We start from the raw sequence: 13,194 nt of genomic DNA, 5'->3' as shown, positions 1-13,194 counted from the left end.
GACTTGTGACTGAGAGCGCTCTCAAAAATTCGGAGTCTTCACAACTCGACGCCCCGAACCGGTACTTGCCGGAACCGAGCCGGTGCGAACCGTGACCGTACGGGGGAGCTTCCGGCCAAGAGGTGAACAGAGGCGAACAGAGGTGGATGGAGGTGAACAGAGGTCGGGGGTGCCCCCGCACTCCCCCTGACTTGGACTAACGCACCGTGGTTGTTGGACGGAGTCGGCCCCCGGCGCCGAAGTTCGTTGACGGTGTCCGGACACGGCGACTACTCAGGGGCCATGTCGCCAAGATTCCCTCGCCCCGGCCTGGTCGCCGCGGCCTCCGCAGCCGTCCTGGCGCTCGCGGGGACCGCGCTCCCCGCCGCAGCCGCCGATCCGTTCCCCTCCCCGACCGGGGCGGCGGAGGCCGACGGCTCCGCCGTCATCGGGTCCGACCGGCTCGCCGTCGCCGTCGCCGACGACTTCCCGCGCGTCCTGTCGTACACCGACCGGGCGAGCGGCGAGCAACTGCTCGGCTCCACCCGGCCGGTCACCGCCGTCACCCTCAACGGGACCGCCCACCCGGTGAAGCTCAAGAGCGCGCCGAAGGTCACCCGCTCCGCCGCCCGCTACACCCTCGCCTTCGACTCCCTGCCCGGCGTCGAGATCGACGCCTCGCTCACCGTCTCCGGGCGGGCCACCACGTTCAAGGTGACCGCCGTCCGCGACACCGAGGCCTTCCGGGTGGGCACCATCGACATCCCGGGGCACGACCTGATCTCCGTCGGGTCGGCCGAGGCCGGGGCCGCCACCGCGTTCACCACGCTCGACCCGGACTCCACCCGCACCGCCGACGTCTTCGGCAAGGTCGACGGGGAGACGAAGCCCGACGCAGCGCCGGTCGGGGCCAGTTACGCGATCCTCAACAACGGCTCGCTCGCCGCGGCCGTCGAGTCCAACTCCTCGTACGACAAGCCCGCCGGGGCCACCGGCGGCGACGACGCCCGCTTCTGGCACCAGGCGCGCACCGAGGAGGACGGCGGCGTCCGCGTCGGTGTCTGGTCCGGCCAGTGGACCTACCGGGGCGAGGGCGCCCCGAAGCCCGAGAGCGGCGAGAACCTGCCGTGGGCCAAGGTCGTCGTCACCCCGGACGCCAACGGCGACAAAGCCGTCGACTGGCAGGACGGGGCGATCGCCTTCCGCTCCATCGGCGTCACCGCGCCCGGCAGCGAGGAGACCGCGAAGCGGGTCGTCACCCACATCCCGTTCAACTTCGCCAGCCAGGCCACCCACCCCTTCCTGCGCACCCTCGACGACGTCAAGCGGATCTCGAAGGCCACCGACGGCCTCGGCCAGCTCGCCGTCCTCAAGGGGTACGGCTCCGAGGGCCACGACTCCGCCCACCCGGACTACGGCGGCAACTACAACAAGCGGGCCGGCGGGCTGAAGGACCTCAACGCCCTGCTCAAGGACGGCAAGAAGTGGGGCGCCGACTTCGGCGTCCACGTCAACGCCACCGAGTCCTACCCGGAGGCCAACGCCTTCTCCGAGCAGCTCGTCGACAAGACCAAGCCCGGCTGGAACTGGCTCAACCAGAGCTACTACATCGACCAGCGCCGCGACATCAACAGCGGCGACCTGGCCGAGCGCTTCCAGCAACTGCGCGACGAGACCGACAAGAACCTCGACTTCCTCTACATCGACGTCTACTACAGCCACGGCTGGATCGCCGACAAGACGATCCAGGCCGTGCAGAAGCAGGGCTGGACCGTCGGCACCGAGTGGGCCGACAAGTTCGAGCGCGCCTCGCTCTGGTCGCACTGGGCCAACGACCTCAACTACGGCGGAGCCACCAACAAGGGCCTGAACTCGCAGATCATCCGGTTCATCCGCAACGGCGAGAAGGACATCTGGAACAACGACCCTGTCCTCGGCCAGACCGCCCTGGAGGACTTCGAGGGCTGGACCGGTGAGACCGACTGGAACGCCTTCACGGCCAACATCTGGCAGAAGAACCTGCCCGCGAAGTATCTCCAGCAGCAGCAGATCACCCGCTGGGACGGCAACGACATCACCTTCACCGGTGGCGTGCGCGGCACGGTCGAGGACGGCCGGAGGACCTTCTACGACCAGGGCCGCAAGGTGCTCAGCGGCACCGACTACCTGCTCCCGTGGGACGGCGGCAAGAAGCTCTACCACTACAGCGAGACCGGGGGCACCAGCACCTGGGAGGTGCCCGGCAAGGGCCCGTACACGGTCTATGAGCTCAGCGACAACGGGCGGGAGAAGGTCGCCACGGTCCGCCCCGCGAACGGGAAGATCACGCTGACCGCCACCGCCGGACAGGCCTACGTCCTGTACCCCGACCGGGCGCCGAAGGAGGCCTCCGCCGACTGGGGGAAGGGGACCAAGCTCACGGACCCCGGCTTCAACGACCGTGACCTGACGGGCTGGACGAAGACCGGCACCGCCGTCCGCGACACCGACGAGCAGGGCCGCAACAGCGCCGAGCTCTCCGGCTCCGCCGAGGCCTCGCTCTCCCAGACCGTCACCGGCCTCACACCCGGCAAGCGCTACACCGCCTCCGCCCTGATCGAGGTCGAGCCCGGCGAGAGCCGTCGTACGGTGCTGAGCGCGGGCGGGAAGTCCGTGGCCGTCGAGCGTTCCACGGCCGAGGACTTCGTCGCCGCGTCCGACTGGCACGGCACCTCCTTCCAGCGCGCCAAGGTCAACTTCACCGCCCCCGCCGACGGCCGCACCACCCTGCGCATCGAGGCGGCGGCCGGCAGCACGGCGAAGGTCCGCGCCGATGACGTACGGATCGTGGAGAACGCCCCGGCGACCCGCGCCGGCACGGTGGCGTACGAGGACTTCGAGGCCGTCGACCAGGGCTGGGGCCCCTTCCTCAAGGGCAACGCGGGCGGCTCCACCGACCCCCGCACCAGCATTTCGCAGCTGAACGCCCCGTACACCCAGTCCGGCTGGAACGGGAAGCTGATCGACGACGTGCTCGACGGGAAGGAGTCCCTGAAGGCCCACGAGGAGAACACCGGCCTCGTCTACCGCACCGCCCCCTGGACCGTCCCGATGAAGGACGGCCACCGGTACCAGGTCGAGTTCGACTACCAGTCCAGCCACGCGGGGGCCTACAGCTGGGTCGAGGGCTACGACCGGGTCGCCGACGGCAAGGCCTCCTCGACCGAGACCAGGGCCACCCCGATCGGGCAGCAGCGCACCACCGGGCACTTCGACCGGACGCTCACCGCGGGCTGCGGCGACACCTGGACCGGGCTGCGCAAGCTGTCCGGAGCACCCGAGGGCGCGGACTTCGTCCTCGACGGATTCACCGTGACCGACCTCGGACCGGCCCCCGCCGGACAGGAGGCCGTCTGCGGCACGCTCGGTGTGGCCGCCGACGCCGAGACCCTGGAGCCGGGAGCCCCGAACACGGTGAAGGCGACCTTCGGCAACGACGAGGCGAGTGCCGCCACCGGTGTGAAGCTCGCACTGACCGTCCCCGAGGGCTGGGGGGCCGAGCCGGTGGGCGCGGTCGCCTTCGACTCGGTCGCCCCGGGCGCGCAGGTGACGGGCAGCTGGCGGGTCACCCCGCCGGTCGACGCCCCGTACGACACGTACGCGCTGGACGTGGAGGCCACGTACGCCGTCGGGGGAGCCGCGCGCACGCTCGGCGCGGGAACCTCCGTCCGTACGCTCCCGCCGCCGCCCACCGAGGACAGCTGGGCCAGTGATCTCGACTGGACCGCATCGGACAACGGCTGGGGCCCGGTCGAGCGCGATCAGTCCAACGGAGAGGCCGGGACCGGTGACGGCGGCCCGCTGAAGATCGGCGGCACCGACTACGCCAAGGGCCTGGGCACGCACGCCCCGGCGAAGATCCGCTACTACCTGGGCGGGAAGTGCACCTCCTTCACCGCTGAGGTGGGCGTGGACGACGTCCAGGCCACCCGGGGCAGTGTGCGGTTCTCGGTCACCGCCGACGGCACGGAGAAGGTGGAGTCGCCCGTACTGGGGGCGGCCGACCCCGCCTGGAAGCTCACCGCCGACGTCACCGGCGCGAAGTACGTCGAGCTGGTCGTCCAGGACGGCGGCGACGGCAATGGCAACGACCACGCCGACTGGGGCAACGCCCGCTTCCACTGCGGAAGTTGAACACCTGCCGAACGGTTTGCCGGGCGCGGTGGACATCAGGAGAACGGTGCCGCGCGATACTGAGGGGGCCTTCGGGCCCCCTCAGGGGCATGTGGCCCACGGCACACCCTCCACTTGTGGAGTCTCCACAACCGGAGGCGGCGTTTCGCTGGTGGATCGCCTGCACGATGCCGTGGTTCTGTTCACTCCCACCACGAAACCGGGCAGGAGACTGTTCGGAGTCGACGGCACGATTTCTGGGTCGGGGTTCGTAGGGTCAGTACATGACCGTTGTGGACGAAACCCAGGGTGAGCCGAACGACGCCCGAGGCCGGGTGGCCGAACTGCTGGCCCTGCGCGAGCAGGCGCGGCGCGGACCGAGCGAGCGGGCGACCGAGGCGCAGCACGCCAAGGGGAAGCTGACCGCGCGGGAGCGCATCGAGCTGCTGCTGGACGCGGGTTCGTTCAAGGAGGTCGAGCAGCTCCGCCGGCACCGGGCCACCGGCTTCGGCCTGGAGGCGAAGAAGCCGTACACCGACGGTGTCATCACCGGGTGGGGCACGGTCGAGGGTCGCACCGTCTTCGTCTACGCGCACGACTTCCGGATCTTCGGCGGGGCGCTGGGCGAGGCCCACGCCACGAAGATCCACAAGATCATGGACATGGCCATTTCGGCGGGGGCTCCGCTGGTGTCGTTGAACGACGGCGCCGGGGCCCGTATCCAGGAGGGCGTCTCGGCGCTCGCCGGCTACGGCGGCATCTTCCAGCGCAACACCCGGGCCTCCGGTGTCATCCCGCAGATCAGTGTGATGCTCGGCCCGTGTGCGGGCGGTGCGGCCTACAGCCCGGCGCTGACGGACTTCGTGTTCATGGTCCGTGAGACCTCGCAGATGTTCATCACCGGGCCGGACGTCGTGAAGGCGGTGACCGGCGAGGAGATCACGCAGAACGGTCTCGGCGGCGCGGACGTCCACGCCGAGACGTCGGGCGTCGCGCACTTCGCGTACGACGACGAGGAGACCTGCATCGCCGAGGTCCGCTACCTCATCGGGATGCTGCCCTCCAACAACCGTGAGAACCCGCCGACCGTCGAGAGCGACGACCCCGCCGACCGGCGCGGCGACGTCCTGCTGGACCTGGTCCCGGCCGACGGCAACCGCCCCTACGACATGCACAAGGTGATCGAGGAGCTCGTCGACGACGGCGACTACCTGGAGATCCACGAGCGCTGGGCCCGCAACATCATCTGCGCCATGGCCCGCCTCGACGGCCAGGTCGTCGGCATCGTCGCCAACCAGCCGCAGGCGCTGGCGGGGGTCCTGGACATCGAGGCCTCCGAGAAGGCCGCACGTTTTGTCCAGATGTGCGACGCTTTCAACATCCCGATCATCACCCTTCTGGACGTCCCCGGCTTCCTGCCGGGCGTGGACCAGGAGCACGGTGGGATCATCCGCCACGGCGCGAAGCTGCTGTACGCCTACTGCAACGCCACCGTGCCGCGGATCTCGCTGATCCTGCGGAAGGCCTACGGAGGCGCGTACATCGTCATGGACAGCCAGTCCATCGGGGCCGACCTCACCTACGCCTGGCCCACCAACGAGATCGCGGTCATGGGCGCCGAGGGCGCGGCCAACGTCATCTTCCGCCGCCAGATCGCGGACGCCGAGGACCCCGAGGCCATGCGCACCCGCATGGTCAAGGAGTACAAGGCCGAGCTGATGCACCCCTACTACGCGGCCGAGCGCGGCCTCGTCGACGACGTCATCGACCCCGCCGAGACCCGCGAGGTGCTCATCGCCTCGCTCGCCATGCTCCGCAACAAGCACGCCGACCTGCCGTCCCGCAAGCACGGCAACCCCCCGCAGTAGCCGTCCTCCGCAGCGGCGCGATCCGCCGCACGGTCCACGACATCCTGCCGAGAAGACGGAGACACCCCACCATGAGCCTGACGTCCGCCGAGTCCGTCCTGCGCGTCGAGAAGGGTCACGCCGACCCCGAGGAGCTGGCGGCCATCACCGCCGTCCTGATGGCCCGCGCCGCCGCCCAGCCGCCCGCCCCCGCCCACCGGGGCCGGGACACCGCCGGCTGGCGCCGCCTGGAGCGCACGCCGGGCTTCCGCGCCCCGCACAGCTGGCAGGGCTGACCCGCCCGCCCACACGGGCTTACGGAGAAGGGCCCCGCACTCCTCAGGAGTGCGGGGCCCTTCTCGTACGTACCGGAGGCCTCGTACGTACCGGAGCCTCAGCGCAGGCGTGCCATCAGCGCGTGCTCGACCAGCGTGATGAGCGCGCTCTTGGCATCCGCACGGTGGCGGGCGTCCGTCGTCAGGATCGGGGTGTCCGGCCCGATCTGCAGCGCCTCGCGCACCTCGTCGGGCGTGTAGGGCTGGTGTCCGTCGAAGCCGTTGAGGGCGATGACGAAGGGCAGTCCGCTGTTCTCGAAGTAGTCGACCGCGGGGAAGCAGTCGGCGAGACGGCGGGTGTCGACGAGGACGACGGCGCCGATGGCGCCGCGGACCAGGTCGTCCCACATGAACCAGAAGCGGTCCTGACCCGGCGTACCGAAGAGGTACAGGATCAGGTCCTGGTCCAGGGTGATGCGTCCGAAGTCCATGGCCACCGTCGTGGTGGTCTTGTCCCCGGTGTGGGTCAAATCGTCGATGCCCGCCGAGGCGGACGTCATCACGGCTTCGGTGCGCAGCGGATTGATCTCCGAAACGGCACCGACAAACGTGGTCTTACCCACGCCGAAGCCCCCTGCCACCACGATCTTCGCCGAGGTAGTGGAGCGGGCCGCTCCGCCGCTAGAGCTTGCGAAGTCCACTGAGCACCCTTTCGAGCAGTGTCACATCTGGCTGGCCGCCGGCGGCCTCGTCGCCGCCGGGCTGATGGATAGCGACGAGTCCGGCCTCGGCCAGGTCGGCGACGAGGATCCGGGCAACGCCGAGGGGGATCGAGAGAAGGGCCGAGATCTCGGCGACCGACTTGATCTCGATGCAGAGCCGGCAGATCCGCTGGTGCTCGGGCAACTGCCCTTGCAGCCGGGACGGATCGGCCGTGGTGCTGACCAGCGCCTCGATGGCGAGCTGGTAACGCGGTCGGGTCCGGCCGCCGGTCATGGCGTACGGACGGACCAGCGGGTTGTGCGCGGCGGGCTTGGCGGGCTCGGGAGCCCGCCGCTGCTGCACCGGCTGAATACGCGGCTGCTGGGGCGCGTCGTACCGCTGGGGCTGCTGCGGTTGCTGCGGCCACCCCGACCCCGGCTGCTGCGGGGGCCACTCGGACCCCTGTGAACCGTGAGCACCCTGCTGCGGCTGTTGCTGCTGCGGCTGCTGGTATGGCTGATACTGCCCGGGGCCCTGCCCGCCGGGTGCGGCAGGGAAGCCGAAACGGTTGTCACCGTGCTCACCCGGAACCCTCTGGTCACCGTTGTATGGGTGCCCGCCTGTGGGTGCTGCCACGTTTCCTCCTCCGACTGCCGGTCGCCGATCCCAGTGGGGCCGCGCCACCGCACTTTATGGCGCGGTGGCGAGAAACGCACTGTCTGTCTACTAGTTAAGAAGACTTCCCTGAAGTTCGGCGCGGAGGTCCGGAGTCAGGACACTGCCCGCGCGGTCGACCAGAAGGGCCATTTCGTACCCAACCAGACCGATATCGGCGTCCGGGTGGGCCAGAACGGCGAGCGAAGATCCGTCGGAAATGGACATGATGAAGAGGAATCCTCGCTCCATCTCCACAACGGTCTGATTCACGGCGCCGCCCTCGAAGATCCGCGAGGCGCCCGCGGTCAGCGACGTCAGACCGGAGGCGACGGCCGCCAGCTGGTCGGCGCGGTCGCGCGGGAAACCTTCGGACATCGCCAGCAGGAGTCCGTCGGCGGAGACCACCACCGTGTGCGACACCCCGGGGGTGTTGTCCACGAAATTGGTGATCAACCAGTTGAGATTCTGCGCCGCCTGGCTCATCGGGCTCACACTAACGCTCCTGGTTGTAGGTGGTACTGGTGTCCGACCCCGCGCTGCGTCCCCGCTGGATCCCCCGCCGCAGGTTGCTCAACCTGCCGCGGACGTCCTCGGGGGCGCGGGAGACCTGTGGGCCGCCCTGCTGGGTCTGCTCCGCCGTGCCCTCGACCAGGTTGGCCTTGGGTACGCGCCGGGGGAGACCGGAGGGGGTTATTCCGCCCGCCTTCGGCTCACGGAGCTTCTCGGCCCGCTCCCAGCGCTCGTCGTTCGTCGAGCGCCAGTCGTCGGTGCCGTCCCCGTCCGTCTGCGGGTCCTGCCGCTGTTCCTGCTGCGGCTGCCGCTGAGGAGTCGGAGCGGGCTGGTCGTTGCCGCGGCCGCCGGGGCCGGGCTGCCAGTGCTGCTGACCGCCGCGGCGCGGCAGACCGGCTTCGGTCAGCTCGTGGCCGACGTTCGGGGTGGGTCCCGGACGCTCGAAGCCTACGCGCTCCGAAGGCTCCGCGGGCGTGCTCGGAACAGATTCCGATTCAGCGGGAGCAATCGGCTCATAAGCGTTCTGGAAACCGCTCTGAACAGGCCAATCATCCTGGTGGGACTGGTCCGCCGGAACCGCGTACGGGTCGGCGTACTGCCCCTGCTGCGGCTGCTGGTCCTGCTGCTGGTAACCGTTCTCGGCGCCGTACTGTTGCTGTTCGTACGACCCCTGGTACGGATCCTGCTGCTGCGGCTGATGCGGCTGCTGCCCGTACTGGTCCTGGCCGTAGTGCTCGTCGGCGTACCCCTGCTGCTGCGGCTGCTGCTGACCGCCGTACGGGTCGCCCGCGTACGGTTCCGGTGCGTAGCCCTGCTGCTCCTGGGAGTTGTCCCCGAACGGGCCGCCGGTGCCCGTCTGGGCCTCCAGGGCCGCCCTGCGCTCCTCGCGCATCAGCGAGCGGTTGACCGGGTCCAGCTGGCCCGGGTCCGCCGGGACCTCGTAGCGCGAGTCGTCGAAGCCGAGCTCCGCCGCCGTACGCATCGGGGCCTGCTGCGGCGCCGGCTCGAAGGCCTGCTGCTGCTCGGGGATGATCGAGGAGACGGTGAAGTCGTCCTGGCCGCCGCCCGGTTCGCCACCGCCACCATGGGTGATGGCGTCCGGCAGCATGACCAGCGAGGTGGTCCCGGCCTGCTCGCCCGAGGGGCGCAGCTGGACCCGGATCCCGTGCCGGTCGGCCAGCCGGCCGACCACGAACAGGCCCATGCGCTGGGACACCGCGGCGTCCACGGTCGGCGGGTTGGCCAGCTTGTGGTTGATGTCGGCGAAGTCCTCGGCGGTGAGGCCGATGCCCTTGTCGTGGATCTCGACCATGACGCGGCCGTCGGGCAGCCGGGTCGCGGTGACCTTGACCTTGGTCTGCGGCGAGGAGAACGTGGTGGCGTTCTCCAGCAGCTCGGCCAGCAGGTGCACGAGGTCGGTGACGGCCTGGCCGTGGATCTCGCTCTCCGGCACGCCGGTCAGCTGGATGCGCTCGTAGGACTCCACCTCGGAGGAGGCCGCCCGCAGGACGTCGACCAGCGGAACCGGCTGGTTCCAGCGGCGGCCGGGCTCCTCGCCCGCGAGGACGAGGAGGTTCTCGCCGTTGCGGCGCATACGGGTCGCCAGGTGGTCCAGCTTGAAGAGGCTCTCCAGCTGGTCCGGGTCGGCCTCGTTGTTCTCCAGGTCGGTGATGAGGGTCAGCTGGCCCTCGATGAGCGACTGGTTACGGCGCGAGAGGTTCGTGAAGATCGCGTTGACGTTGCCCCGCAGCATGGCCTGCTCGGCGGCGAGCCGGACGGCCTCGCGGTGCACCTGGTCGAAGGCGCGGGCGACCTCGCCGATCTCGTCCTGCGTGGTGATGGGGATCGGCTGCACCCGGGTGTCGACCCGGCCCGGGTCGGTGCGCGAGAGCTGGTCGACGAGGGAGGGCAGCCGCTGCTCGGCGATACCGAAGGCGGCGGTACGCAGCTGGCGCATCGAGCGGCTCATCTGGCGGGCCATGAGCCCGGCCAGGATGAACGCGGCCAGCAGGGCGATGACGACGATGAGGCCGTTGACGATGGCGTCGGTCTTGGCGTCCGAGGAGATGTTCGCGGCCTCGTCCACCGCCTTGGTGACGAGATCGTCCTCGACGGTGGCGTACCCCTCGAACTTCGCGGTCGCCGCCGCCATCCAGGTCTCGGGCGTGATGCCCTTGGCGGCCAGGTCCTTCGGGTCCTGGCCCTTGCCGATCTCCTGGGCCATGCCGTCGAATACCGAACCGTCGATGCTCGGCGGGGCCACGAAGGGCTTGCCCGCGGCCTCGGCCTGCTCCTTGGCGGCCTTGAGCTGCCTGGCGCCCTCGGCGGCCTTGCCGGCCATGACCTGCTTGAGGCGGTCGACGTCGGCCTGGGTGCCGCCGGAGTTGAACTCGCCGAGCGCGATCTGCTCCAGGTAGTTGTACGAGCCGAAGGCCTTGACCTGGTCGTTGTACGTACCCGGCTTCTGGCTCGGGCGCACCAGCAGATGCATGCCGATCGAGCGCTGAAGCGATTCTGCAGCCTTGGACAGCTCGATCGCGTAGACGGTACGGCCGTAGCTGGTGATGTTGCCGGTGCCGAGGCCGAGCTCGTTGGAGAACTCCATCAGCGAGTGCTGGACCTGGACGTAGCCCTCTTCGGTCTTCACCGGGTCCAGCGCCTGCGAGTAGGCGGCCTTGCGCAGCTCGGGGAGCTTGGGCTCCTCGCTCTTGAAGAGCTTCAGCCGGCGCTCCAGGCCCGGCTTCGACGGCATGTCCTTGACCGCGGTGTCGAACTTGCGGGCCGCCTCGTCCGTGGTGGCCCGGGTCTGCTCGACCACATCGGCGTCACGGTCGCCCGAGAGCAGCGGCTGTGCGGTGAGGTCCCGCTCGTTCAGGAGCGCCTGTCCGTATTCGGACGCGGCGCGCACGACGACCGCGATCTTCTCGGCGTCCTGCGCCTCGCTCCAGGTGTCGATGGAGCCCTTCACCTGGAAGCCGCCCATGACCAGGCCGACCAGCACCGGGATCAGGAGGATCGCGTTCAGCCGGGTGGCCACGCGCCAGTTGCGCGGGGACATCCGGCTGGTGCTGCCGCTCTCGACGGGCTCCGGACCGGGCACATCCGCAGGGGGCGCCGCAGCGCGCGACGGCGGGGTGAAGTTGCCCCGCTCGGGCTGCGTCGCGGAGCCCTCGTTGCTTCGCCTCACTCGACCAACAACCTCTCGGCGTCGGCACCTACGCTGTGCCGGATTATTCGTTCAGGGCCGTACTACTGGGGAGTTCGTCGAATTGCAGCACGGGGACCGGCCCCGTTCCAAACACTCGGAATCACCGATTCCGAGTGGCCCAGGCCTCAGATAAAACGGGCATAAAGAGCGAGCCCCGTCAAAAGGCGGGGCTCATGTGAGCGCAGTGGCACCGAATGGATGCATCGGGTGGCGGCGTGGAGTCAATTCTCTGTCGAAACGTTATGAACGCGGGGGCGGATCGTGTCAAACGACACAGGCCGCCCCCGCATGACTACTGCAATGTCCGTATGCCGATAACGACTTACGCCTGGTGGAAGAACTACTTCAGACGTGCCATCAGTGCGTGCTCGACCAGCGTGATCAGGCCGCTCTTGGCGTCCGCCCGGTGCCGGGCGTCCGTCGTGATGATGGGCGCGTCGGGACCGATCTGGAGCGCCTCGCGCACCTCGTCGGGCGTGTAGGGCTGGTGTCCGTCGAAGCCGTTGAGGGCGATGACGAAGGGGAGACCGCTGTTCTCGAAGTAGTCGACCGCGGGGAAGCAGTCGGCGAGACGGCGGGTGTCGACGAGGACGACGGCGCCGATGGCGCCGCGGACCAGGTCGTCCCACATGAACCAGAAGCGGTCCTGACCCGGCGTACCGAAGAGGTACAGGATCAGGTCCTGGTCGAGCGTGATGCGGCCGAAGTCCATGGCGACGGTGGTCGTCGTCTTGTCCCCGGTGTGGGTCAGATCGTCGATGCCCGCGGACGCGGACGTCATGACGGCCTCGGTGCGCAGCGGGTTGATCTCCGAAACGGCGCCGACGAACGTGGTCTTGCCCACGCCGAAGCCGCCCGCCACCACGATCTTCGCCGAGGTGGTGGCGCGGCCCGTGCCGCCACTAGAGCTTGCGAAGTCCACTGAGCACCCTTTCGAGCAGTGTCACATCCGGCGCGCCGCCGGCCTCTCCGTTGCCCGGCTGGTGGATGGCCACCATGCCGGCTTCCGCCAGGTCCGCCACCAGGATCCGGGCGACGCCGAGCGGCATCGACAGCAGTGCCGACACCTCCGCCACCGACTTGACCTCACGGCAGAGGTGGCAGATCCGCTGGTGCTCGGGGAGCAGGGTCCCCAGATGCGCCGGGTCTGCCGTCGTACTGACCAGAGCCTCTATCGCGAGCTGGTAGCGCGGCCGGGTCCGGCCGCCGGTCATGGCATAAGGACGAACCAGCGGCTGGTCGCCTTCCCCGTCGTACGACGCGTGGTGCAGTGCGCCGTACGGATCGGGTGAGGCGGGTGGCGGGGTCATGAATCCTCCGGGCGTGACAGCAGGTTCTCGGCTTGCCGTCTGCAAGGGGCCGGTGAGGGGACTAAAGCGGCCTGACGGGTGAGGGTTGTGGGCATTACCTGGGGGGATCGTGTCGTGAATCCGCTGGATGGCCGCCTAATGGAGCAGACTGCCTTGGAGCTCGGCGCGGAGGTCGGGCGTGAGGACGGTGCCCGCACGGTCGACCAGGAGGGCCATTTCGTACCCGACCAGACCGATGTCGGCGTCCGGGTGGGCCAGAACGGCCAGTGACGAACCGTCGGAGATGGACATGAGGAAGAGAAATCCCCGCTCCATCTCCACGACCGTCTGACTGACGGCGCCGCCCTCGAAGATCCGGGACGCGCCCGCGGTCAGCGAGGTGAGACCGGACGCGACAGCGGCGAGCTGGTCGGCGCGGTCGCGCGGGAATCCTTCGGACATCGCCAGCAGCAGGCCATCCGCGGAGACCACCACCGTGTGGGACACCCCTGGGGTGTTGTCCACGAAGTTGGTGATCAGCCAGTTCAGATTCTGCGCGGCCTGACTCATGGGGC

General features: G+C 69.4%; 10 protein-coding genes. 3 read left to right on the top strand and 7 right to left on the bottom strand.

Features of this window, described 5'->3' with window-relative positions; translation table 11 throughout:
• Positions 1-282 precede the first annotated feature (282 nt).
• From ACIQPT_RS17010 to ACIQPT_RS17000, 3 genes are all read left to right on the top strand, one after another.
• Positions 283-4,152, top strand: coding sequence for an endo-alpha-N-acetylgalactosaminidase family protein (locus ACIQPT_RS17010; protein WP_401156617.1), 3,870 nt, complete (start codon positions 283-285; stop codon positions 4,150-4,152).
• A gap of 263 nt (positions 4,153-4,415) precedes the next feature.
• Positions 4,416-5,999 (top strand): acyl-CoA carboxylase subunit beta, encoded by a 1,584-nt coding sequence (locus tag ACIQPT_RS17005; RefSeq protein ID WP_030589479.1) that lies wholly within the window; start codon positions 4,416-4,418, stop codon positions 5,997-5,999.
• Between the two features lie 71 nt (positions 6,000-6,070).
• Positions 6,071-6,274, top strand: coding sequence for an acyl-CoA carboxylase subunit epsilon (locus tag ACIQPT_RS17000; RefSeq protein ID WP_366706598.1), 204 nt, complete (start codon positions 6,071-6,073; stop codon positions 6,272-6,274).
• Between the two features lie 98 nt (positions 6,275-6,372).
• Here ACIQPT_RS17000 and ACIQPT_RS16995 read toward each other — a convergent pair whose 3' ends face one another.
• From ACIQPT_RS16995 to ACIQPT_RS16965, 7 genes are all read right to left on the bottom strand, one after another.
• Positions 6,373-6,954, bottom strand: a complete 582-nt coding sequence (locus ACIQPT_RS16995; RefSeq protein WP_014048542.1) for an ATP/GTP-binding protein — start codon at positions 6,952-6,954, stop codon at positions 6,373-6,375.
• Positions 6,935-7,591 (bottom strand): DUF742 domain-containing protein, encoded by a 657-nt coding sequence (locus ACIQPT_RS16990; RefSeq protein ID WP_401156615.1) that lies wholly within the window; start codon positions 7,589-7,591, stop codon positions 6,935-6,937. The genes ACIQPT_RS16995 and ACIQPT_RS16990 overlap by 20 nt, the downstream gene beginning before the upstream one ends.
• A gap of 90 nt (positions 7,592-7,681) precedes the next feature.
• Positions 7,682-8,095 carry a roadblock/LC7 domain-containing protein gene (locus ACIQPT_RS16985; protein WP_006127847.1) on the bottom strand — a complete coding sequence of 138 codons (414 nt, stop codon included), beginning with the start codon at positions 8,093-8,095 and terminating at the stop codon, positions 7,682-7,684.
• Between the two features lie 10 nt (positions 8,096-8,105).
• Positions 8,106-11,309: a nitrate- and nitrite sensing domain-containing protein gene (locus ACIQPT_RS16980; protein WP_401156614.1), complete on the bottom strand. Its 3,204-nt coding sequence runs from the start codon at positions 11,307-11,309 to the stop codon at positions 8,106-8,108.
• 361 nt (positions 11,310-11,670) lie between these two features.
• A complete protein-coding gene (locus tag ACIQPT_RS16975) occupies positions 11,671-12,252 on the bottom strand; it encodes an ATP/GTP-binding protein (RefSeq protein WP_003966011.1) in 582 nt (193 codons plus the stop codon).
• Complete coding sequence (locus tag ACIQPT_RS16970; protein WP_003966010.1) at positions 12,233-12,640, bottom strand: DUF742 domain-containing protein; 408 nt, start codon at positions 12,638-12,640, stop codon at positions 12,233-12,235. The genes ACIQPT_RS16975 and ACIQPT_RS16970 overlap by 20 nt, the downstream gene beginning before the upstream one ends.
• 135 nt (positions 12,641-12,775) lie before the next feature.
• Complete coding sequence (locus ACIQPT_RS16965; protein ID WP_006127850.1) at positions 12,776-13,189, bottom strand: roadblock/LC7 domain-containing protein; 414 nt, start codon at positions 13,187-13,189, stop codon at positions 12,776-12,778.
• Positions 13,190-13,194 lie beyond the last annotated feature (5 nt).

The organism is Streptomyces sp. NPDC091289 (assembly GCF_044757365.1).
In the GTDB taxonomy this organism is placed as follows: domain Bacteria; phylum Actinomycetota; class Actinomycetes; order Streptomycetales; family Streptomycetaceae; genus Streptomyces.
The sequence above is the reverse complement of the archived record's forward strand: the minus strand, read 5'-3'. Positions and strand labels throughout refer to the sequence as shown.